A 23,954-nucleotide genomic window follows, 5' to 3' on the forward strand; every position below is an offset into this window, starting at 1 on the left:
CCTCACCAGCCGGACCGCTCGCAATGCCGCGAGGCAAAGGAAGAAGGAACGGTCGCCAGCCTGTACCACCCTATCACCCCCGCATTGCTCCGAATGTCGTTCTTCGCTCTGCCGGCCGGGCCATCGCCGAGGCGTCGGACAGGATCATGCCCGGCACGGCGCTGGCCGTCGCTGCGACCGGCGCCGATCTAATCTCCATCGGCTGTTGACACCCAACGCTCCGATCATCGATATCGGTCTCTTCTCGACGCGATCCATCAGGCTCAAGGGCGTCTACGTCGACACAACGCAAGGGGAACAGCATAGAAATGCACGTAGCGATTTCGCAAAGGACCCCGCCTGAAGTTCAACCCCCCCGCGATGGCCGGGTATGGACCCTGGAAGAAGCTCAGGCTCTGCACGACGCGCCCTTCAATGACCTGCTGTTTCAGGCGCAGACAGTTCATCGTCAGAATTTCGATCCCAACAAGGTCCAGCTCAGCCGCCTTCTCAGCATCAAGACAGGCGGATGTCCGGAGGATTGCGGCTATTGCAGCCAGTCGGCCCATCACGAAAGCGGGTTGAAGGCGTCAAAGCTGATGGAGGTCGAGCGCGTCATCGCCGAGGCGACCAAGGCGCGCGATTCCGGTGCCACACGCTACTGCATGGGTGCTGCATGGCGAAACCCCAAGGCGCGCGATATGGATGCGGTCGTCGCCATGGTCGAGGGCGTGAAAGCGCTCGGCATGGAGACCTGCATGACGCTCGGCATGCTCGATCTTGAGCAGTCCGCTCGTCTGAAACAGGCTGGCCTCGACTATTACAACCACAACATCGATACGTCCGAACGCTACTACGGCCAGATCATCGGTACGCGGAGCTTTGCGGATCGGCTCGATACACTCGCGCATGTTCGTCAATCCGGCATCAAAGTCTGCTGCGGCGGCATTGTCGGCATGGGCGAAGAGCCGGTGGACCGGATCGACATGCTGGTGACGCTGGCCAATCTGCCGGAGCATCCCGAAAGCGTTCCGATCAACATGCTGATTCCGATCGCCGGCACCCCGCTTGCCGACGCCAAGCCCATCGAGCCGATCGAATTCGTACGCGTGATCGCGCTGGCGCGCATCATGATGCCGAAATCGCACGTCCGTCTTTCCGCTGGTCGCACCGCCATGACCGACGAGATGCAGGCTCTTTGCTTCTTTGCGGGTGCCAACTCGATCTTCGTCGGGGACACGCTGCTGACCGCGGGCAATCCCGGCGAAGACAAGGATGGTCTGCTGTTCCGGCGCCTCGGTATCGAGCCGATGGAATTCGAGGCGCAATGAACGGGGAGCTCCTTGCCCGCTATGACGCGACTTTGCAGGGACTGGCGCGCAAGGACCGGCTGCGGACGCTTTCGCCGCGCGCCGGGCTCGATTTCTCGTCGAACGACTATCTTGGACTGGCCGCCTCCAGGAGACTGGGCGAAGCGGTTGCGGCGGCGATTGCGCGAGGCACGCCGGTTGGCGCCACCGGGTCGCGGCTGTTGCGCGGCAACGCGCCGGAACACGAGGCACTGGAGGCGGACGCAGCAGCGTTCTTCGGAGCCGACCGCGCGCTGTTCTTCGGCAGTGGGTACATCGCCAACTTCTCTCTCCTGACCGCCCTGCCGCAGAAGGGCGACCTGCTGGTCCTGGACGAACTCGCCCATGCCAGCATGCATGAGGGCGCGCAGGCCGGGCGTGCCCGGTTCATGCTGGCTGCGCACAACGACGTCGATGCCGCCGAAGATGCAATTGCGCGCTGGCGCGCCGAAGGCGGCATGGGCCGCATCTGGATCGCGGTCGAAAGCCTCTACAGCATGGATGGCGATTACGCGCCGCTGGAGAGCTTCGTCGCCCTTGCCGATCGGCACGAAGCATTCATTGTTGTCGACGAAGCGCATGCCACTGGCGTCTGGGGACCGGACGGTCGCGGCCTTGCCGCCGCGTTCGAGGGCCGCGACAACATTGTCGCGCTCCATACATGCGGCAAGGCGCTGGGCGCGTCCGGCGCACTCGTCACCGGGCCACGAACGCTGTGCGACTATCTCGTCAACCGTTGCCGGCCCTTCATCTACGCCACCGCGCCATCGCCGCTGATGGCGGTCGCGGCGCGCGAAGCGCTCGCCATGCTGTCCGACGAGCCCATGCGACGTGTTCGGCTGCATGAAAATGTCGCCTTCGCCGGCCGCCAATTGGCCGAGCGCTGCGGTGTGACGCCCAGCGGCTCGCAGATTCAGCCATTTATCATCGGCGACGTCAGGCGCACGATGACCGTGGCGGCGGCACTGCAGGCCCGCGGCTTCGACATACGCGGCATTCGTCCGCCGACAGTGCCCGAAGGCACTTCGCGCCTGCGCATTTCGCTGACGCTCAACGTCGACGATGCCGACATTTCCGCCATGATGGAGGCGCTCGTCGAGGTGTTGGCTTCGCCATGACCAAGCGCATCGTCGTCACCGGAACAGATACCGGAATTGGCAAGACGGTATTCTCGGCCGGGCTCGCCGGTCTGCTGGACGGCTTCTACTGGAAACCGGTGCAGTCGGGCCTCGACGACGAGACCGACAGCGAGGTGGTTGCGCGGCTTGCCGGCCTGCCGTCAGGGCGCGTGCTGCCGGAAGCCTACCGCTTGCAAAGTCCGCTTTCGCCGCATCGCTCGGCCGAGATCGATGGCGTCTCGATCGAGGCGGCCGCTCTTTCGCCTCCGGCCGTGCCAGGACCGCTCGTCATCGAGGGTGCGGGCGGGCTGATGGTACCGCTCAATCGGCGGACAAAGTTCATCGACATCTTCGCGCAGTGGCGTGTGCCGGTCATTCTGTGCGCCCGCACCACGCTCGGCACAATCAACCACACGCTGCTGTCGATCGAGGCGCTGCGAGCTCGCTCCATCCCGCTCATCGGGATCGCCTTCATCGGCGAAGAGGTGGCCGATACGCAAAGGACAATCGCGGAATTCGGCGAGGTGCGGCAGCTTGGCAGGCTGCCGCACCTCGATCCGTTGACAGGCGAAACGCTCAGAGACGCGATGGTTGCTGCCTTCGATCTCGGCTCGATGGCCGGAGGCGAATGATGTCGCAGTCTCAAGTCTGGCATCCGTTCACCCAACACGCGCTCGAGCCCGCCATCCCTGAAATCGTCTTGACGGAAGGGGCCTATCTCCACAAGGCCGACGGCACACGCATCCTGGACGCCATTTCCTCCTGGTGGGTGATTACCCATGGCCACCGCCATCCCCGCATCATGAAGGCCATCGAGACGACCGCGTCGACTCTCGACCAGATCATCTTCGCGGGCTTTACCCACGAGCCGGCCGAACGCCTGGCCAAGGCGCTTGTCGGCCTTGCTCCACCCGGCCTCGACCGGGTGTTCTATTCCGACAGCGGCTCGACCTGCGTCGAGGTCGCGCTGAAGATGGCGCTCGGTTATTTCCGCAACATCGGTGCGCCGCGTTCGCGCATCGTCGTCATGGAACACAGCTATCATGGCGACACGATCGGCACGATGAGCGTGGGTGCCCGCGGCGTGTTCAACGCCGCCTACGAACCCCTGCTGTTCGAGGTCGACACCATTCCCTTCCCGGCCGCCGGGCGCGAGCAGGAAACGCTGGACCGGTTCGAGGCAGTGTCCCGCAACCAGCACGCAGCCGCGCTGATCGTCGAGCCGCTCGTGCTTGGAGCCGGTGGCATGCTGATGTATCCGGCCTGGGTTCTGACCGAATTGAAGAAGATCGCCGAAGCCTCCGGCACGCTGCTGATCGCCGACGAGGTAATGACCGGCTGGGGGCGCACCGGAACCCTGTTCGCTTGCGAGCAGGCATCCATCTCTCCCGATATCCTGTGCACCTCCAAAGGCCTGACCGGCGGGGCGATCCCGCTGGCGGCCACGCTTGCCACCGACGTGATCTTCCAGGCCCACTATTCCACGGACCGGAAGAAAACGTTTTTCCACTCGAGTTCCTACACCGCCAATCCGATTGCTTGCGCGGCAGCACTCGCCAATGTCGAGATCTGGCGCGACGAGCCGGTGGCCGAACGGATCGCGGTCCTGAGCGAGAAGCAGGCTGCCGGGCTTCAACGCTTTCGCGACAATCCCTTTTTTACCGATAGCCGGAAGACGGGCACGATCGCGGCCCTCGATCTGCGCACCGGCTCCAGCGGCTATCTGGCCGAGATCGGGCCGAAGCTGCGCGCTTTCTTCCTCGAGCGCGGCCTGCTCGTGCGTCCGCTCGGCAACGTCCTCTACCTTCTGCCGCCCTATTGCATCACCGGCGACGAGCTGGACCGGCTTCATGATGCCATTGAGGAGGCCGGCGAACGCTTCGGCTCGAAGCCATGAGCAGGTCGTCGCGCATTCTCGGGTTCGGTCATCATGTGCCCGCGCGAAAGGTGGAGAACCCGGAAATCGAAAATCGCCTCGGGCTCGAAGCTGGTTGGATCGAGCGGCGGACCGGGATACGGTCGCGCTTCTGGGCAACGGACGAAGACACCTTGTCGGGCCTGGCCGCGCATGCCGGTGACATGGCGTTGGCGCATGCCGGCATCGATCGCGGCGACATCGGGCTGCTCTTGCTTGCCACCTCGACGCCCGATCACCTCCTGCCGCCCAGTGCGCCGCTGGTCGCCCATCGGCTAGGACTGAGCCGCGCCGGCGCGATCGATCTAACCGGCGCCTGCGCCGGCTTCATCTATGCGCTGATGTTCGCGGACGGATTTACCCGCCTGCACGGCAAAGCGGCCATTGTCATCGCCGCCAACATCCTGAGCCGCCGTATCAATCCGGCCGAGCGCGCCAGCGCGGTGTTGTTCGCCGACGCCGCCGGCGCGATGGTGATCGGTCCGTGCGACAACGCCGATCGGGGCATTCTCGGCGCTTCGGTGGATTCGGACGGCTCGCGCTACGGCCTGATCCAGATTCCCGCCGGAGGTAGCAACACGCCATTTCATGGCGGCCTCGACCTCGAGCAGACCCGGATGACGATCACCGACGGCCGTGAAGTGTTCAGCAAGGCCGTGGAGATGATGACTGCCTGCTCGCAGGACGCACTCGCAGCGGCCCGAATGCAGCCGCAGGACATCGATCGGTTCGTTCCGCATCAGGCCAACGCCCGCATTTTCGACGCCGTCGGGCGAAACCTCGGCATTGCGGATGAAGCAATCGTCAAGACGATCGTCGAATACGGCAACTCTTCCGCCGCGACGATCCCGCTCTCGCTCTCGCTCGCCCATCGCATGGAGCCGTTCAGGCCGGGCGAGAAAATTCTTCTGGCGGCGGCGGGTGCCGGTCTCAGCGGAGGCGCTCTCGTCGTCGGAATGTAGCCGGACCGAGGGAACTGTCATGCCTGGATACGGACCTCGCCCGAGTGCAAGCGGTTTGTCAGGTTGAGGCTTACAGGTCACAACGGCGGACAATCGGGCTGACAACGCACACCAACCCTTCGACGTCGAGAGGCGGCGATGCTTAAATTCCGTCGGACGAAGGCGCTCCAGAAATTCATCGCCGTCCACATCCAGATCCACAGTCACTTGAATTCGGGGCGCCCCCTCGTCAGCCGAGAAGTCTGCAAGCAGAGACGTTCGTCCCAGCGCACACTTGTGTGCGCGACTTCCCCACAGTCGGGGAAGGAGTCGTCGCGCATTTGGGCCTTGAGTTAGCGCCTATGGAGGCTCTCGTCTGCCTTGGCCAAGTAGAAGGCTCCCGCAGCCTAAGCTAAGGTTCGGTTTGGCCTTCTTGCACTTGCCGGACCCAGCCTGGAGTTGGTTTGACAGCGCCGTCACGCCGGGGTCACGCCGAGAGTCCCGAATATTATCCGTTGGGCGTCTTGAAACCGGCGGCTCGCATTCCGCCCGACAATTGTTGCCATCGGGTGAATCTCGCAGAGGTCCCGATGAGTGTATAATGAGAAGACAGCGAATTTAGATGTCCTCATCATGAGGCTAGCCACGACCTATAGTATCTTCGACTATGGACGGTTTAGTGTATGCTGCCTGGGCACTTCGAGGACGGAGGCCGATCCTAACTGTTGGCGGCATGGAAAAGGTGCCGAACGGGGGGCGCGGGTTTTGCGAGGCTTGAGATCCATTTCTTGATGAGCGTGCTTGAGTTGGCAAAACCTTCTCAAGCCCAAGGTCTTTGGGGGAGCCTGATGAAAGCGCATATCGTCGGTGGCGGGTTCGGAGGACTCGCGGCAGCAGCATATCTTATCCGCAACGCAGGAGTGTCCGGAAAGGACATCATCATCTACGAAGCGGAACGGCAGATGGGCGGCGGGTTCTTCCTCGGCGGCACGGCAGAGACCGGCTACAACCTGCCCGGCTCTGTCTTCGATGATAAATTCGTCTGCGCATTCGACCTGCTTCAGGGAATTCCTTCTACTCTCAATCCCGATATTTCAGTGAAGGATGAATTCTTCACATTCAACGACCGCGAAATGTTCCAGGACCGGGTGCACATCATCGATCGCAACGGCGCTGTCCTTCGCCGCCCGCATTTCGGCCTCAACATGCGCGATGCCTTCGACCTGGTGAAACTGGCCCTGACGCCCGAGTCACATCTCGACGGGCGGCTCATCAAGGAGTTCTTTCGCGAAGAGTTTTTCGATACCGAATTCTGGTGGCTTTGGTCGACGATTATGGGCTCGTTGCCGGAGCATAGCGCAGCAGAATTCCGGCGTTACATGAACCGCGCCCTGGGTTTGTTCCCGGATCTTTCGGATATGAAGCACATTCTGCGAACGCCCGTGTGCCAGTACCAGACATTCATCGAACCATTGGTCGCCTGGCTGCGTCCTCGCGGTGTGAACTTTCTGGCTGGCGCCTTTGTACGGGACTTCGGCCTCGATCCGGCGCCCGACCGTATAACCGTCAATCGGATCGATTTCGAACAGGACGGTGCGGCACAATCGGCCGTCATCGGACCCGAGGATATCGTGCTCGCCACGCTCGGATCACAGGTCGAGAACATGTCAGTGGGTTCAATGAAGGAGCCGCCAATCCCGCAGACCGCCGGACGATCATCGGCACTCTGGCGCCGGCTGGCGGAGAAACGTCCGGGTTTCGGCAATCCCGAACTATATTTCGGGCCTCAGAAGCCCACTTCCCGCTGGGTGTCATTCACGGTCACTACGACTGAGACTTCATTCGTCGATCAACTTTCGAAATTGACCCTCAGCAAGCCGGGGCTTGGCGGACTCCTAACCATGAAGGACTCGGGATGGGTGCTGTCGGTGACGATCTTTCACCAGCCTGAAGTGATCGGTCAGCCCCCTGGCACGCATGTCTGGTGGGGCTATGGCTTGTATCCGGAACGCAACGGCGATTTCGTGAAGAAGCGGATGGATGCCTGCACCGGGGAGGAAATCTTGTCGGAGGTGCTGCAGCAGTTGCGGTTCGACCAGAAGGAAGAGATCATGGCCTCGTCCATCTGCATTCCCTGCGACATGCCCTTTGTGAACAACATCTGGCTGCCGCGCGGCCGGGCTGACAGGCCCGCAGTGGTTCCCGAGGGGGCAACCAACCTTGGGCTTATCGGCCAATACATCGAGGTTCCGAAAGATATCGCATTTACCATCGAGTATTCTGCCCGGACGGCGTGGGAAGCGGTCCATCAGTTGCTAAAGCGCGGTCCCGCACCACCGAAGGTATTTCAAGGCCAGTTCGATCCGAAGGCTCTCTGGGGTGCCCTTAGGGTGTTTCTTTTTAAGTGACGGGTTTGGCTAAATCGCGAAACCCCGCGCTGCTCCAAGCATCGTAGAAGGAAAATCACTATGAGGATCGCTCGCTTTTTCGCCTATGTGCTGGCGATCGTTGCCGGCCTCTACCTCGTAGTCGCTGTCCTATACGCGATCCCGGTCGCCCTCGGAGCGTTTGACGACACGTTGGAGGTCAAATTCGACCGTCCTGATCCTGCAATTGTCGCCGATTACGACAACGGACTGACCCAGGCTCAGAAGGAGAGTTTCTATCACCTCTCGCAAGGCTCCGAGATTTTGCCTTGGACCTTTCTGACCGCCGTTGACGTTGCCGATTCAGGTTCTACCAAGCCGTTCGTCGAGGATCTCGGGCGTTTTGGCCTGTTACCCGATCCCGCAAACAAAGACGGCTTGCCAGTAGGCCTCACCTTGTCCTCCAACAGTTTCACCTTCGGCATGGAATTTGCGGGGATCACCTGCGCGGCCTGCCATGTGGGCGAGTTGCGCCACAACGGCAAGACAGTTCGCGTCGACGGCGCGCCAAATATGTTCAACATGCAGTTGTTCTATTCTCAGGCAGTCGACGCGTTCACGGCCACGCTGAACGATCGAGGCAAGCTGTGGCGGGCGCTCAAGCGCCTTGGACGGCAGGATTACGAACGTTATGGCATTGCCGCACCTTTGGTGCGACCGGCAACTCTGGTCTACTACGGTGTGAATGTTTTGATGCGCCGTGATGTTTTGGATGCGCGGAGGGAACTGATCGACGTCATCGGCATCGCCAAGGCGCAGCGGGACCCGGAACATGCGACGTCCGGCTTCGGCCGGCTGGATGCGTTTGATGGCACGCGCAATTTCATCCTGACGCGGCTGCGCAAAGAAGATTCGCAGGGTGGCTTCAAGGTCAACACAGCGAACCTGGTCAAGCTCGACGCCGCCGTAAAATTCCCGCCGCTGTGGTCCCAAAAGGCGCAACCGCCTCAAGCGGTGGAGTACTATCGCGACCAACCTGAGAAATTCCCGCAGGTTTGGGGCTTCAAGGACTATGATTGGGTCGAATGGACGATCGACACCAATACGGTGATGGAACGCAACGTCACGGAGACGCTCGGCGCGGGTGCCACCGTGATTCTCGATCCCGCGAAATCGAGTTCACTGTTCGAGAGTTCCATCCCCTTAAGCAATATGCACGAGCTGGAGTGGCTCGCCTATTACATCGATCCTCCGCGCTGGCCTGCGGCAGCCTTTGGCGCAGTCAAGCCCGACCTTTCGGCTTCTGGCGAGCAGATATTCAAGACTCGTTGCGCCAGCTGCCATGAATATGGGAGTGATCAACGCACCTCAGCCGGCCTGATCAAGCTGCGCGGCATGCGACCGGAGGCAGTTGGGACGGATGCGACCGCGGCGCTGCGAATCTCCTGTCCAGTTCCCGATATCGGCGCTCTTGCGGTCGAGCCAAAATCTTATACAGCTGCAGACGCCGAGCTTCTCAAAGACTGTGCTGGAGTGAAAGCTGGCGCGGCGTTCACTGGTAATTCCTTTGCCAGAACCGTGCAAACCGCAGTGGATGGCATCAAGCAAAAGGCCTATGCAACTGGCGGAATTGATGCGGCGCGGCAGCGGATGATGGAGGACCTCGCCCGGCGCGGCAGCGTTGCCTGGCGAGACACCCTGCTCGATACGCAATCACCCTACGGCCCCTATGCCGCGAGGCCCCTCTATGGAGCTTGGGCAGCGGCGCCCTATCTTCACAACGGATCGGTCCCGACATTGTACGACCTGTTGCTTCCGCCCGATCAGCGGCCCAAAACGTTTGCGCTCGGCGCACGCAACTATGACCCGGTCAAGCTCGGCTTCGTCGTGACCAGATCCTGCGACAGGCAGGATTGTCTCGTCGACACCTCGCGCACCGGCGATGGCAATGGCGGGCATATCTGGGGCACGGACTTGACCGAGTCAGACCGCATGGCCCTGTTGGAATTCCTCAAGACCTATTGAGCGCCTCAGGAACCTGCCACGAGCTTGAACGAGTCCGGGAACGCGCCGTCATAGGCCGGTGGCCCCGCTGGGCGCAGATTCGCGCGCTTTAGCAGGGGCTTTATGATCTGTGGGATCTGAATCTGACTGATGTATCGACCGAAGCAGGCGTGCATGCCAGTAGCGAAGTGCAGATAATTGTTAGCCGGCCGATCGAGCCGGAACTCTTGCGGCGCCGCCACGACATGCGGGTCGAACATGGCAGACCAAGACAGCGCGAAAACCATCGTACCTTTGGGAATGAGCGTCTGATGGGGCTCGCCCGCAGCAAGAAGATAGTCTTCCTGGGTGACCCGAACGATCATGGGATTGATCGGGGCGAAACGGAGCGCCTCGAAGACCAGGCGCGCGAGCCCCTCGTCGTCATTGGCTTTGGCAGCGGAAACGGCGCTGGCGAGGGCATCGGGTTTGGAGAAAAGTATCGCTAGAGATTGCACGACGGCCTGGGATGTCGTCTCAACCATGCCGATGAAGAGGCCCATCAAGGCGCGGTATATGCCTTCATCGTCGAGACCAGCGACCTCGCCCGCTGATTGCAGCTGCAACAGGCGGCCAAATACATCGTCCTTAGCCACTGCGCCCGGTGCGCGGCGCTCTGCCAGAAGGGTGTTGAAACGCTCGCGCATCTCAGCACCGGCCGACACGGCAGGCGCGCGAACTGCAGGATCGTCCAGAAGATTGATGAAGAACTCCCGGAAGCAGGCCCGAGCCCAAACCATCATTTGTGAGTCAACGGCGGCTGAAAACCCATAATATTCGTCCGCCAGCCGAACCGGGACCTTGCGGGTGAGGGTCTGGACGATGTCTACGGGCTCGCCCGTTTGAAACAGATTGCTGACAATCTCGTCAGCGACCGCCGCAACGATATTCTTCACGCGCAGCAGGTCTTCGCGCCGCACGACAAGATGCATGACAGAGACATCATGATCGTAACGAGGCGTAATATCCTGTGATAGAACGAATGGGCCGATCACGCCCGTCATTCGCGGCAGATAACGGCTGACGGTAAAGATCGTCTCACGATGGAGAATCTCCTCGACATCGCGGAAGCGTGAGACCAGCGTGGCCATGGGGGTTCGAAATATTGGCCGGAAGTCGCGCAGCTCCTCAAAGAAGGGGAGCCCATCGCCTCGAATATGGCTCATGATGAACTGGAATTGCTTGACAGCGACTTCCTTGAGATCGCCGCCCTTTGCCGCGATCGCGTCGAACGCCTGCAGGATGGGACCGGCCGAATTTTGTGCGCTCACGTCATTTGCGGCGGTTATATTCAGGGAATTCTCGATTGTAGCCATAGCAAGACCCCGATTGACTGCACACACAACGATACACCGTCACGGCATACTTTGGCAGAAATTTTCGGAGAAGCTCCAAACGCGTGGGAGTGGATTCAGGCGCCGGCAGGTTGCGGACGTTACCCGCCCGCGGTGGTCAGATGCTGCAAAGGTTTGACCGGGTTCGCCAATGACTGCAGAAATTGCTCTCCATTCGTGATATTCATAGTTTGAAGAGAGCAGAATATTGAAGGGGAGGGGGAGACCTTTTCGGGCCATCAACCGTCTGTTCACCGCGCCAAGATCTAACCGCCATCGGCACTTCAAGATACAGCCTTGGAAGTCTTATGTGGGATAACTGCGTGAAACTTCAGCGGAACATGGCAGTAAGAGGCCATAGGTGTGTTAGAATCACGGTCTCGTCACGCGATCGTCGTATCCTTTTAAAGGTCCATAATTAAAAGTCCGATTGCCGTTTCTCCAAGGAGGGTTTGCCGTTCAGTCTTGTGATAAAATTTCAAGCGACACTCTAGACGTTAATACTGAATAATAATGAATTATTACTTTGAGTGCACTGAGGTTTATTAGTTAATAGTGATATTTCAGGTATCTTGATCGTGTTCGATTTTCTGGAGAAACGGATTTCTATCTTCGAGATCGTCGAGAGAGAGGCCTTGAAAGATGAGCACAATCGTTCTGACGACCTACACCATACGGCGATTTGTCATCCTTGCTATCGGCATTGCAGCACGGCCTCCTAGCGGCCGAGCTGCTTATGCTCGAGTGGAAGGTCAATGAAATGTGATGAGAGGGGACGGTTCGATGCTGAAAGCGATTGTTTCGGCTGTGTTATTCTTATGCGTGGCGTCGGTAGCCCATGCTCAGACAGTAACGGATCCAAATGAAATTGCCTCGCGTCTCCGCTTTTGGGCGCAGGACGCTGGTGATCCGGTTTACTATGGGGAAGTCAAAAACGTCAACCGGCGGGGCATGCGGCCCGCGGGGCACTACCAGTGCTTGGCCCTGGCATTCATCAAATATGAGAATGGCGCATTTTCTTACGCTCACAAGATGTGGTCAAAGTCTCGGGATGGATCCTGCCATTATGACGACGTGACTTCGCGCAAGGTCGGCAATCATGGTACTTGTGTGCGAGATACGAACGCGGGTTTCGGTAACGCTGTCGGTACAGCACTGATGACCAAGGCTAATATCGATTACCAGCACAGCACTTTTAGAACGATCGATACGAAAACCCGCCGAGTTGGTGAGACGGCGGCATGCGTCCCCCCCAGGGGAGCGTCGGCAGGACTTTACTCCCTCAAGATTGAGGACGGCCGCTTGAAGGTTATGACAACCAGGCCTTTGGACTACGAGGTGAATATCAATCCTCAGGATCCACAACACCCTCCGACTCAGCCAGTCTTCTAGTCATGCCTGATAAGGGAACATGAGCTGTCTTGTATCTTTCGGCAGCGCAACAAGTCCTGGCGTCGGAATGGAGTTCTTATTGAAAGTGTTGCGCACGGACAGCGCTCTCTCCTTGCTGAGCCGTGCGTACACTGGCTGTTTGAATTCCAAAGGGGATCACGACGGTAAGGAGACAGTCACAATGGCCGTTGGCCGCGTTCTGGCATAATATTTCTTGTAATGTCGACAGAGTTGGATAAGCTCACGTAGTTCATAGCTACAGTGTAAGCTGCGTCATTGCAAATGACGCTGATCGCATGGAAGGTTTATCAAGCTTTGTAATCACTAAAACGCGGATGTAGTACATTACACTACATAGGGACATCGATGCCAAAGCGGAAGAGAGAGATGATTGTGATGCCAGTTTACGATGGCGTCGATCTCCTGGACGTGACGGGTCCCTACGAAATGTTCCACTGGGCGCAGTTGGACGTGCTCTTGGTCGCCGAACGGGCAGGGCCTGTCACCAGTAATAGTGGCTTGGCTCTGCACGTGGACAAGGCGTTCAGCGATGCTCCAACTGGCGATGTCCTCTGGACACCGGGTGGTGAACCCGCCGTCCTCAGTCGTTTGATGCGAGATCCCAGCCGCGCTTACCTCAACTTCCTGATCGCTCAAAGTAAGACCGCACGCTACATCGCTTCGGTATGTGAAGGGGCCCTTCTCCTCGCCGCGGCAGGGCTACTCGACGGGTACAAGGTGACAACGCATTGGGCGGTTATCCCATGCTTGCTTCAGCGATTTCCAAACGTAGTGGTTGCGGACGGTTACCCTCGCTTTCATCTCGATCGCAATCGTCTCACTGGTGGCGGTATCTCATCGGGCCTTGATGAAGCGCTTGAGCTTATTCGACTGCTTAAGGGCGAAGAGGCGGCTCGCTTAGTGCAGCAAACGACCCAGTATTATCCTAAACCTCCTGTGCATAGTGAAATTCCAGCAACAGTAACTTGCCCTCTCGATGAGATAATTGCCTGATAAATACGAGAGGTGGATTAAGGCATTTTGCACACAAGGTAGGATGAACTTAAGGGTATAATAGTGGCACCATTCCTTTCGCATGCTCAATGCTAGCATCAATACGGACTACCGGTGGGCTGATCAGACCTTAGAGCGTGGTGGATGACTTTGCCTAGGGTGGATCGAATGTGACAAATTCTCCAAGGGAGCTAGTTCAAATGGCAGCAACATTCACACGAAATAACGCTTGGGATAATGGCGGCACCCTTGAAGGTAATTCTGATCTTCTCTGGTACGCGATCGGTGTCGGCAAGATGATGCAGCGCAGCATCACTGACCCGAAGAGCTGGTGGTACTTCGGCGCGATTCATGGCGATGGCCCTGAGTGGGGTGGCATTACCGCCCCGCCGCAGGTGCCGCCGCTGCCTTCTCCCGACTTGAGGGGTTGGAGCCAATGCCAGCACGCAACTTGGTACTTCCCGCCCTGGCACCGCGGTTACCTCATCGCCCTGGAGAATCAAGTCCGCGAAGACATCATTTCGCTAGGCGGACCATCAAGTTGGGCATTGCCGTATTGGAACTATTTCGGACAGCAGAATCCCCCGGATCAGTTCAATATCCCGCCAGCGTTTTTGGAGCAGAACTTCCCGCAGGCGGCCCAACTGCCACCTAATGTGCCGCCAAACATACCGGGATCTCCGAATCCGCTGTTTGTAAATGCTCGTTACGGCCCGAACGGCGACGGCGTCATCTTTGTTCCGACACAGGCCGGCGTTAACGCTCACCCGCAGGATCCCAACTCGGATTTCGATTTCGGCGTCGTTACTGCGGATTGTCTGTCGGACACCGCCTATACCAACTCCTTCGGCGGTGGCCAGACTGGATTTGAACATTTCGATTCCGCCACCGGAGACCTCGAGAATAATCCGCATAACCTGGTGCACTCCTATATTGGTGGTTTCCAGGGGAACGATCAGAATAATGAGCAGGGGCTGATGGGCGATCCGCTCATGGCCGGTCTCGACCCGGTTTTCTACTTGCATCACGCCAACATCGATCGCCTCTGGGCGATCTGGAACGTTACCTTGAAGAAGGACAACCCAAACAGCGTTAACTGGCTTTTCGGCCCGACTACCAACGGGCAGCCGGATTTCCAAATGCCCAAGGATGGCTCATGGTGGCGTTTCACACCGAGCGACGTTACCGACATCGGTAAACTCAACTATACTTATGAGGAGCTGAGCGCTCCGACGGGTGTGGTCACCGCGGCGCAAGCGTTCTCCGCGCGCCTGACGGCCCTGCGCAAGGCTCCCGCCGCTGGCGCAATCGGGGGAATCGAGAACGTGGAACCCGGAAACAAAGTTGAACTGATGGGCGCCACGCAACGCTCAGTCGTGGTGAATGGGGCAGGCGCCCGCGCGCCTGTCAGGCTCGATACCGGGGTTCGCAACAAGGTGGTCGCGAGCCTGCAGGGCGCCTCGCAGGCCGCGCCTCCCGACCGGGTGCTCCTTCGGCTGGACAACGTGGTCGGTAAGATCGGCGGCGTTATCAGCGTTTACATCAACATGCCGGAAGGCGGGAAGCCCGCTCAATTCCGGCATCTCAGCGCCGGCTCGATCGGACTGTTCGGCCTGCGCGAGGCCAGCGAACCAGCCGGGAAGCACGGGGGCAAGGGTATGAGCTTTACGCTCGACATCACCAAAGTGATCGATCAGTTGCACCTCGGCCAAGCGTTCGATCTCGACACACTGTATGTGAGTCTGGTGCCCTCCAGAGCCATCCCTGAAAGCACTCCGATTACGGTGGGGCGCATCAGCATTTACCGACAGGCCCACTAGGCGGATCAGGGGGAAGGATGATTGACATCGCCCGTGAAGTGGCACGTGTCCGTTATCCGGTAATGGCGCTCAGCGCACTCGCATGGAGCGCGCTGGCGGTCGGGCCGGGCATGCACGTTCAAGGTCTGGGCGTCTATTGTTCGGCAACCGGCAGCGGCGGCGCGACCATAGCTGCATCGCCTTCATTGCTGCTGGCGCTGAACCCGCCGTCGGCGCTCGCCGTGGGGTGGGCGCTGATGCTGGTTGCTATGATGTCTCCGCTGATAGTCCCGGAGATCCATCACATCCGTTTCACCAGTCTCAGATGCCGCCGAACGAGATCGATCGCGCTTTTCGTGGCCGGCTACTCTGGCATATGGATGATATTTGGGGTGGCGCTGGCAAGCGCTACGTTTGCGTATCTGGCATTGGCACCTGAATCATATATTCCGACGATTGTGGCTGGCCTGGTGGCATTCGTCTGGCAGGCATCTCCATTCAAGCAACGGTGCCTGAATAGGTGCCACGACAAGCCTCCTCTTCAAGTGTTCGGACTGAAGGCCGATCTCGACGCGTTTCGCTTTGGCTGGTCGCGCGGCGTCTGGTGTGTCGGATCGTGCGGCGGGCTGATGCTGTTCTCCGTGTCGCTGCCGGCAGGTCATTTGATGGCGATGGCCGCTGTAGCCATTCTGATCTTTTGCGAACGGCTAGAAGATCCCGAGCCGCCGAGATGGAAGATGCGTGGCTTGGGAAAGGCAGGGCGAATGATCGCCGCACGGCTTCGTATCCGTTGGCGGATGTTGCGACGCAAGCTCGATCTCCTTTTAGAACAGTAGCACGGACTATCGGGAGATGCCCTCCGACCCGCGCGCCGGCACGGAGCATATAGGCGCCAGTTCATCGCCTCATGACGGTTGTCAAATGCGCGGTCCCCGCAATTGGCGAGCGCCCCGCATATTGCCGTTCCAGGACAGTGAATGCCCACGCATAAGGCTTCGGCAAAGCGGCGGTTTGCTCTGAAGCCGCCAAAGTCACGCCTGGCAATCCGGCGTTCGATGGTGACTTGGGCCCCTGGAGGCCCTGGGCTGAGTCTTCGGGCTCGCCCGTCTTGACGGATCTAATTTCCGTGGATCCGTCGGAAGGAATGATAGCAAAATAATCCTCTTTGGTGAACTCTTGAGTACCGCGAGAGCGTTTTGCCTTCAGAGCGAATTACCAAGAATCGCAAAATGCATTTGCTACCAGCGAGTTAAGCTGGAACGCCGCTCCTGCCCGAATGCATTTTGCTCTCGCGGCGAGGGAGAGGGGGACCTTGCCGATGCCGCCTGTTCGTGGCCTGCTCGACAGGGGTTTTCGCTGCCATCTCGATCGCCGGGAGCCGTCCGGTTCGTGCCCTCCTTGTCGACCGCGGGGGGAGGGTGCCGCCGATCCGGGGAGCGCGGCTTCTACCTTGCGCTGCTGTCCGCTACCGGGAAAACTGACCGGGCAGGGCGGCCGGTAACAGATCGCTCGCCGCGCCCCTCTCGGATCCGCATCAGAACAGCCCTGCCTGTCGTCCTTTGCCAATCTGGTCAATCTGGGTTGCACGCAATAGAGGACGTTTATTCTCCCGGGCCAAACGGCGGACGGGATGGGTAGCGAGCGGTCTAGTCAGTCCGAGCGTCAGAATATGGCGACAAGGTATAGGGTGACCATAAGCCCTACTACGATCATCGAGCCAATAAAATCAGTCCATGGTCCCATCGTCCTGTTCCCATTGCATAATGTTGGCTTATAGCGGTTCGGTGTTTCGCCAATGTTGCTTGTTTATTGCTGAAATGTCCCACCGCCTGTCGGATTTCATGCGCCGACGTGGAGGGATGCGCGATGAGCGATCAGCGCCATGGCCGTACTGGGGCAGAGGAAGACGGACGCCGGGGAGAGGCACGGCGATTGGTTCGGTGGCCGACGCCACGCTGGGCGTGCTTGATCGCGGCAGGTTGCCACAGGGGAAATGCCGGGAAATGCCTTAAGGTTCGTGGCGATCGAGGCGGGACGGAGAAGGGAATGCGCACGCGATATCGATGGTCAGCACGAGCGGCATCGGCTGCGCTGCTGGTGGTGACGGCGTGCACGCTGGCACAGGCTGGCTATGATGAAGGGAAGGCCGCCTATAACAAGGGTGATTTCGACGCCGCGCTTCGCGAATGGCGCCCCCTGGCGGAACGGGGCGATGCCAAGGCCCAGAAAAAGCTGGGCGACATGTATGCCGGAGCGGAGGGCGTCGACGAGAACGATGGCATCGCGATCCAATGGTATCGCAAGGCCGCCGAGCAGGGGGTGGTGGAGGCGCAGACCAGTCTCGGCCTGATGTATGAGAGCGGGCAGGGCGTGCATCAGAACCATGCCTTGGCGATGGATTGGTACCGCAAGGCCGCCGCCCTGAAGGACCCCGTCGGCCAGTCCTCGCTGGCTGCGATGTATGATTACGGTCTCAGCGTGCCCAGGAACCGCGTTGTCGCCTACGCGCTCTACAATCTGTCGCCGCTCAACCGTTTCTATGCCCAGGCGCTGCAACACAAGATGACCAGGGCCCAAACGAAGGCAGGCGAGGAGCTGACCGACAGGCTGGCGCACGCCACCGATTTCCTCAAGGCTCTGGATCAGGCCACGAGGCGGTAGGAGGCAAGAGCGCTATTGGGCGCAAGAAACCGAGTTCGCCATCGCGGCGTGACTCAAACGAAAATGCCTCCGGCAGACCCAGCGCGGTTCACTGGACTTCCTCGGGTTCCCTCACCACCGGTTCACGCGGTTCGACCCCGTTCAAGGCATGCCGGCGGTCGCTGATGGCCAGATAGACCTTTTTCCGGACGCGATTGATGAGCCCCAGGGGCTTATGGGCCGGAAGCGAGTGCCAGGGGCTGAAGGACAGGTCTTCGCAATCCTCGCCGCGTTCCTTGGACATGATGTCCTGTCGAGGGATGACGATCCGCGCCACGCGATGGATCGGTGCAACGTCTTCTCTCCATTCGACGCTGGTGTCCTCGATGGGCGTGCTGTGCGAGTCGACGAAGTGCTGAATGTAGAAATTGAACCGTACGTCCTCGTTGCGGCTGAGCATTGCCTGCATGGCGCGCTGGGGTGTGAAACCGGCGGCCAGGACGTTGCGGATCCTCTGGAGGAGACCAGGTATCGGCAGTTCGGGAATGGCGGTGTACTTCACGGCATAGGGCGGGCTGCCGTCGCCGAATTTGTAAGGCGTCATGGACCAGTAGCGCCTGGCCAGGGGACTGGACGCGATTGTCAGGTTGACGCGAAGGGCAATCCAGATCAGCCGGAGCGATCGCAGGCGCAGGGGCGCCAGGACCCATTGCTTCCAGAAGCCTCCCTCAAGGTATTTCCTCAGTACCTCGATGTAATCTTTCAGATCATTCACAAAGAAATTCGGGTGATTGATCAGAATGAAATCCTGGGTGAATTGCTCATCGTGCAATATTTTCTGCCCCTCGACACCCATGAGCTTGATCGCCATGCCTCTGGCATCGGGGGAGCGGGGGCTGGTGGGGAAGAAATTTCCGTTGGAGAAACGGATCCAGGCCTCGTAGCTCTTCCCGGGCCTGGAAAAAACGCCGTGCTGCAATTCGGCGGGAAGATCGCTCTCCACGACAAAGGATGCCCGCACGCATCCCATATCGAAGGCATGGGCATCCCTTCGGGCCGGCCGCTCGCCACGATCGAAGTGCTGGCCGATCACCTGGGAAATCATGACGATGAATTCGTCGATGCTTTCCATCTCGAGCTGCGGGTCGTCCTTGTAATAGCGCTCCTCGAAATCCAGCTCTTCAAGGCCTTTCATTGACATGGGATCGCTCCTCAGAACGGGGCTTTGGCATCAAGCGAAGCGAGCAGCGCCGTGCTTCTCTGCCTTTCGGAGCTCGAGACCTGCCCTTCCAGGCCGTGGCGGAAGGCCAGAAGCCTGTCGCGCGCCTCGGCCTGCCGCCCATGCGCTCGCCAGAACGAGGCAAGCGCGTTCAGGGCGCGCAGGTGCCAGATCAGCACCCCCTGTTCGGCCGCTATGGCGATTGCGGTCTCGTAGTCTGCCTCGACATCCGGCGGCGGCGCCTCTGCGGCGGCCAGCAGGTCGGCCCTGAGGCGCCGGACCTCGGCTGCGTACCAGCGGCCTTCGGAATTGCCGATCTGCTCGACGATGTCCTCGATCAGTTCCATGGCCGCGGCATGCTGGCCGGTTTCTGCAAGGCCCCGGGCGAGAAGCAAGTGCGCAAACTGGCTCCAGACAAGTCGGCCGGTTTGCTCCAGTCCGCGAATGCTGTTTCGAATATCCTCGACCGCGCCTTCGAGCCTGCCCAGCTCGAGCCGCGCCCACCCACGCACCATGAAGCCGCCGGCCACCCATTGTGGGAATTCGCTATCGGTCGCCAATGCAATGGTCTGTTCGGCGATCGGAAAGGCCAACGCGGCCTTTCCGGCCACCAGATAGCAGCCGGCCACAAATGCCAGGACGTAGCATCGCGTATGGGAATGGTTTAGCTTTTCGGCATAATCCAGCGCTTCGTGGCAATGACCAAGGCCATTGTCAATGTCACCAAGTAAAACGAGAATTAGACCAAGATAAACCTGCGACGTTGCCTTGAAATCGTGAGGATAGATCAGTACCAATGGTGCGTGTATATCCGGATCGTAGAGGGAGATCGCCTTCTCGAGATCCAATTTTGCTTCTCTCAACTCGCCCATCGCAAAGCGAGACATGCCGAGAATGCGATACCCCATCAGCATTGCAGTTGCATTCTGCTGGTCTTGGGCGCGCTGCAGAAGATCTTGCGCCACGGAGCGCGCCTGTTCGAATTCTCCCCGCATGTAGTGAATGCCGACGAGGCCGTTCAGAACGGCGAGGATCGTGGAGCCATTCGGATCCCTCTCGCACAGTTGCCGTGCCCGTTTGAAAGCCTGGATGGTTTCACCAGCCCCATAGCCCTTGGCGGCGATGAGGGCGTTGGCGAGGGAATTCTGGATCTTCAGTTCGAGCGCGTCCCGATCGGCATTTTCGGGCAGATGGTGGAAGACGCCCAGCGCGCTCTGCAAATGCGCGATTGCTTCGATGAAGGCCGAGCGTTTGCTCGCCTGCGTGCCTGCCTTCAGCCAGTAATTGGCCGCCTGCCAGTATTCCTCGCCTTGGGCGTAGTGATGGGCGATGAGTTCGGGGGTTGTCTCGGCCAGGTTTGCAAAATCCTGGCGTAACGACTCCGCGATGCGGACATGAAGCTTGAAGCGCTCGACATGGAGCAGGCTTGCATAGGCCGCATCCCGCAAAAGGGCATGCTTGAACGCAAAGGTTTCCCCCGCCTCTTGTCCAGTCTCGAACAGGAGGCCTACCCGCGACAGGCCGGCGATGGCTTCTTTCACGGCCTGGGCCGACAGGGGAGCGACGGCCTTCAGCAGGCTGGCCGTGAATTCGCGGCCGATGACGGCGGCAATCTGGGCAACCGCCTTGATCGGCGCGACCTGATCCAGGCGGGCCATTAGGGAATCGTGCAGGGTTTCGGGGACCGAGCGAACCCGCCTCGCCGGAATGGTAGCGACATCCTGGCTGGTGTCCGCGTCCTGCAGTACTACCTTGGTGACCTCTTCCACGAAAAGCGGAATTCCGTCCGTCTTGCGGACGATCCGTTCGATCATCGTGGAGGGAAGCGAATTGTCCGGCGTCAGCGACTGTACCAGCTGGATCGCTTCGTCTTTCTCCAGGGGATTGAGGACGAAGGAAGCAAAACTCTGCCTGGAGCCGAAGGGGAAGACGAATTGCGGCCGATAGGTGAGAATGGTCAGGACCCGCAGGTCTCTGAGGTCATGCGCCAGCAGGGTCAGAAGCTCCAGGGAACTGGGATCGATCCATTGAAGGTCCTCCACGATGAGGACGACCGGCTGCCGCGCCGAGTCCTTGCGGAGCAGATCCAGCAGCGACAGGAGCGCCTGCGTCTTCTGCGGCTTTTGCGCAAGATCCAAGGCCGGGTAACGCTCCGGATTGGGAAGCGACATCGACGCGGCGAGGAAGGGAACGCATTCGCGCCAGGCGCCGCCACAGGTTCCCTTCAGCCACGCCTCCAATTTCGGCAATTTGCGGTCGTTGGAGACCGTGCGGTCCAGTTTCGCCGCAATCTCGATGAACCGGCTGACGGGATACCAGGGGCTGCTCCTGTGATAGGGCGAGCACTGAAAGAGCAGGATTCGATGAGGATCGCCTTTGAGCCGATCGGAGAAATGGGCGACCAGCCGCGATTTGCCGATGCCCGGTTCACCGCAGATACCCAGAATCTGCCCGTCGCCCGATCTTGCGCGCTCGTAGCGCTCCATCAAGGTCGCGAGCTCGCGCTCGCGCCCGACAAATGGCGACAATTGCGCGGCACGATAGGCGGCGAAGCGGCTTCCGACGACATTGGGCCGGATGACGCGCCAGGCGCGAACCGGCTTGTCGTAGCCATGCACCGATCGATCGCCGAGATCGGTCAGTTCGAAGGATTCGCCGATCAGGCTGCGCGTCTGTTCCGCCAGCAGAATCTGGTTCGGGCCCGCATGCTCCTGCAGCCGTGCTGCAAGATTGGGGGCCTCGCCGACGAGTGCGAACTCGGAATTCGGGCCTTCGCCGATCAAGTCGCCGACAATGACGAGGCCGGTCGCAATGCCGCAGCGGATCTGCACATGCGTGTTGTGGGCAAACGACAGGCTGGAAACCGAAGCAAGGACGCAGAGCGCGGCGTTGACGGCCCTCTCGGGATCGTCTTCGTGCGCAACTGGAAAGCCGAAATAGGAGAGCAGGCCATCGCCGACATAGCGCGCGATGTAGCCGTCATATTTCTCGATCGCCTCGCGGCAGCAGCGCTGGAAGCTGCGCAGGATCTCGCGCAGATCTTCCGGATCCATTCGCGTCGCCAAGGCCGTGGAGCCGACGATATCGACGAACAGCACGGTAAGGTTGCGCCGCTCTGCCGCGACACCGACTATAGCCGCCGGTCGGCGAGCCGGGTTGTCTGGGCGCGGCATGACGTCCTCCACGAGATCGTCTTGGCTTACCGTGACCAGTGCACTGCTCGACCGGTCGCGAAAGTCGTTCAGGCAGAACTCGATACTGTTTGCTGCGGGCGCCGACGCAATGTGATTTGACGGAACCCCCCAATCCGAAAGGTTTCACGAATACCGAGTGCTCTCAACCAAATAATTGAATTGCGGACAATGAGGAGCCCCAGGAGTCACGCTGCGTTAACGCTTCCCCCAATTGGAGAGCTGTTCCAAAGGAGACCCCGTGCCCATTATCGGCGGAAGACCCTGTTCGAGAGTCCTCCGCCGATCTATATTTCCGTATCTCTCTTCCTGTCCCAGCAGGATCGCTCCACCTGCCAGCCATAGTCTGTGGCATGGGTCCAGATGACCGGAGCGTGGTCCCGCTCCGGACCAAGTCCGCAGCGTTCCAGATCGAACGTGGTCAATTGAGAGATATGCCGGCCAGGCAGCGTCGCCTGGCTCCTCTCGGCGAATCCGAAATGTCTGAGGAACTTCCACTGTTTCATGGCACTGCCCCCCGATTGCTGGAGCATTGCTCAAAAGCCGTTGGTTGGCTGTATCCAATGGAACACCGATTGGTAAGGTATTCGACGACGGCAGTGCCGGTCACCCCGTATCATCGCCGGCCAACATCTCAATGGCTCGCTCGCCCCGAGCCGGCAAAGCCGGGCCGGGCGGGCGGACCTTCGCGTCAGGGCTTCACCGGCAGCCATTTCTTGGCGATGCGGCACACCATCGTATAGGCGGGATCGAAGACATTGCCGACATCGTAACGCACGACCTGTCCCATCAGGTGGCTGGCGGCGGTGAGGGAGAGGCCGTAGTCGGTGGTCAGCCAGGTCAGCATTTCGGTGGTGGCGTGCTGCAGCGCCTGGTCGAGGGGGCGGGCGTTGCCGGCGGTGAAGATGTCGGTGGCGGTTTCCCCGCGCGGCCAGGTGATGCTGCGCTTCCTCTCGACATGCAGGCGAATTTCGACTTCGAAGGTGGTCTCGATGCCGGTGCCCACGATCTCGCCATCGCCCTGCACGGCGTGGCAGTCACCCAGGGCGAACAGGGCGCCGGGCACGGCCACGGGGAACCAGACGGTCGTGCCGGGCCCGAAACCGCGATAGTCCATGTTGCCGCCATTCTCGGCGCTGGTGGCGTTCGAGATGGCGCCGCCATGGCGCGGCGCCACGCCGAAGCAGCCGATCATCGGCGCGAGCGGCAGCACGAAATTCTCGAGGCCCTCGGGCGGGGCCTCCAGCCGCGCCGTCAGCGCTTCACGGTCGATCAGCCAGGTGACACGCTCGGGCTGCGGCAGTCTGCGCACGGCATCGGGGTCGACGACATTGCTGGCCAGCACCGAATTGGTCCAGCCGGTGCCACGCGTCGGCGTCATCCTGATGATCTCGACGCGCAACGAATCGCCGGGCTCGGCGCCTTCGATGAAGATCGGCCCGTTCACCGGATTGGGAGGCGAGGCCCGTCGCACCCCGTCCTTGTCGTAGCCGATGGCGTCGATGGTGCCGGTGACGACGGTGTCGCCATCGGCGCAGCGCAGCACGGGCGCATGGGAGCCGAGCGTGTTGTGCCAGGAGGTCGCGTCGAGTCGATGGGTCGCCATGAATGCCTCGGAAGGAGGGAAGATCCTATGTGGGACTGCGCTAGACCA

General features: G+C 60.1%; 16 protein-coding genes. 12 read left to right on the forward strand and 4 right to left on the reverse strand.

What is annotated here, in order from left to right; translation table 11 throughout:
* The first annotated feature begins 308 nt into the window (after nt 1-308).
* From bioB to QQL24_RS14720, 7 genes are all read left to right on the forward strand, one after another.
* Complete coding sequence (gene bioB, locus QQL24_RS14690; RefSeq protein WP_284312960.1) at nt 309-1,310, forward strand: biotin synthase BioB; 1,002 nt, start codon at nt 309-311, stop codon at nt 1,308-1,310.
* Nucleotides 1,307-2,446 carry an 8-amino-7-oxononanoate synthase gene (locus QQL24_RS14695; protein ID WP_284312962.1) on the forward strand — a complete coding sequence of 380 codons (1,140 nt, stop codon included), beginning with the start codon at nt 1,307-1,309 and terminating at the stop codon, nt 2,444-2,446. The genes bioB and QQL24_RS14695 overlap by 4 nt, the downstream gene beginning before the upstream one ends.
* Entirely contained in the window at nt 2,443-3,078 is a 636-nt protein-coding gene (gene bioD, locus QQL24_RS14700) for a dethiobiotin synthase (RefSeq protein ID WP_284312964.1), read from the forward strand. Before QQL24_RS14695 ends, bioD begins: the two co-directional genes overlap by 4 nt.
* The gene (locus QQL24_RS14705; RefSeq protein WP_284312965.1) at nt 3,078-4,343 is read left to right on the forward strand and encodes an adenosylmethionine--8-amino-7-oxononanoate transaminase; all 1,266 of its coding nucleotides are present in this window, start codon (nt 3,078-3,080) and stop codon (nt 4,341-4,343) included. The genes bioD and QQL24_RS14705 overlap by 1 nt, the downstream gene beginning before the upstream one ends.
* Nucleotides 4,340-5,323 (forward strand): beta-ketoacyl-ACP synthase III, encoded by a 984-nt coding sequence (locus QQL24_RS14710; protein WP_284312967.1) that lies wholly within the window; start codon nt 4,340-4,342, stop codon nt 5,321-5,323. The genes QQL24_RS14705 and QQL24_RS14710 overlap by 4 nt, the downstream gene beginning before the upstream one ends.
* 827 nt (nt 5,324-6,150) lie before the next feature.
* Nucleotides 6,151-7,710 carry an oleate hydratase gene (locus tag QQL24_RS14715; RefSeq protein ID WP_284312968.1) on the forward strand — a complete coding sequence of 520 codons (1,560 nt, stop codon included), beginning with the start codon at nt 6,151-6,153 and terminating at the stop codon, nt 7,708-7,710.
* 60 nt (nt 7,711-7,770) lie between these two features.
* Nucleotides 7,771-9,693, forward strand: a complete 1,923-nt coding sequence (locus QQL24_RS14720) for a di-heme-cytochrome C peroxidase (protein WP_284312970.1) — start codon at nt 7,771-7,773, stop codon at nt 9,691-9,693.
* 5 nt (nt 9,694-9,698) lie between these two features.
* Here the strand turns inward: QQL24_RS14720 and QQL24_RS14725 are convergent, their stop codons facing one another.
* Nucleotides 9,699-11,027 carry a cytochrome P450 gene (locus tag QQL24_RS14725; RefSeq protein WP_284312972.1) on the reverse strand — a complete coding sequence of 443 codons (1,329 nt, stop codon included), beginning with the start codon at nt 11,025-11,027 and terminating at the stop codon, nt 9,699-9,701.
* Nucleotides 11,028-11,828: 801 nt separating this feature from the next.
* On the opposite strand from QQL24_RS14725, the gene QQL24_RS14730 reads away from it, so the two are divergent.
* The 5 genes from QQL24_RS14730 to QQL24_RS14750 all read left to right on the forward strand — a co-directional run bounded on the left by QQL24_RS14730 (nt 11,829) and on the right by QQL24_RS14750 (nt 17,911).
* Nucleotides 11,829-12,437: a hypothetical protein gene (locus QQL24_RS14730; RefSeq protein ID WP_284312973.1), complete on the forward strand. Its 609-nt coding sequence runs from the start codon at nt 11,829-11,831 to the stop codon at nt 12,435-12,437.
* Between the two features lie 387 nt (nt 12,438-12,824).
* Nucleotides 12,825-13,451 carry a DJ-1/PfpI family protein gene (locus tag QQL24_RS14735; RefSeq protein ID WP_284312974.1) on the forward strand — a complete coding sequence of 209 codons (627 nt, stop codon included), beginning with the start codon at nt 12,825-12,827 and terminating at the stop codon, nt 13,449-13,451.
* 200 nt (nt 13,452-13,651) lie between these two features.
* Complete coding sequence (locus tag QQL24_RS14740; RefSeq protein ID WP_284312976.1) at nt 13,652-15,271, forward strand: tyrosinase family protein; 1,620 nt, start codon at nt 13,652-13,654, stop codon at nt 15,269-15,271.
* A 17-nt stretch (nt 15,272-15,288) separates the two neighbouring features.
* The gene (locus QQL24_RS14745) at nt 15,289-16,086 is read left to right on the forward strand and encodes a DUF2182 domain-containing protein (protein WP_284312978.1); all 798 of its coding nucleotides are present in this window, start codon (nt 15,289-15,291) and stop codon (nt 16,084-16,086) included.
* 1,210 nt (nt 16,087-17,296) lie between these two features.
* Nucleotides 17,297-17,911 (forward strand): tetratricopeptide repeat protein, encoded by a 615-nt coding sequence (locus QQL24_RS14750; protein WP_284312979.1) that lies wholly within the window; start codon nt 17,297-17,299, stop codon nt 17,909-17,911.
* An 88-nt stretch (nt 17,912-17,999) separates the two neighbouring features.
* Here the strand turns inward: QQL24_RS14750 and QQL24_RS14755 are convergent, their stop codons facing one another.
* The 3 genes from QQL24_RS14755 to QQL24_RS14765 form a co-directional block, all read right to left on the reverse strand.
* Complete coding sequence (locus QQL24_RS14755) at nt 18,000-19,022, reverse strand: catalase family protein (RefSeq protein ID WP_284312980.1); 1,023 nt, start codon at nt 19,020-19,022, stop codon at nt 18,000-18,002.
* 80 nt (nt 19,023-19,102) lie between these two features.
* On the reverse strand, nt 19,103-22,282 hold the full coding sequence (locus QQL24_RS14760; RefSeq protein WP_284312981.1) for an ATP-binding protein: 3,180 nt from the start codon (nt 22,280-22,282) through the stop codon (nt 19,103-19,105).
* A gap of 709 nt (nt 22,283-22,991) precedes the next feature.
* Nucleotides 22,992-23,906, reverse strand: coding sequence for an acetamidase/formamidase family protein (locus tag QQL24_RS14765; RefSeq protein WP_284312982.1), 915 nt, complete (start codon nt 23,904-23,906; stop codon nt 22,992-22,994).
* Between the last annotated feature and the right edge of the window lie 48 nt (nt 23,907-23,954).

It is taken from the genome of Labrys miyagiensis, from assembly GCF_030160835.1.
Classification (GTDB): Bacteria; Pseudomonadota; Alphaproteobacteria; order Rhizobiales; family Labraceae; genus Labrys; species Labrys miyagiensis.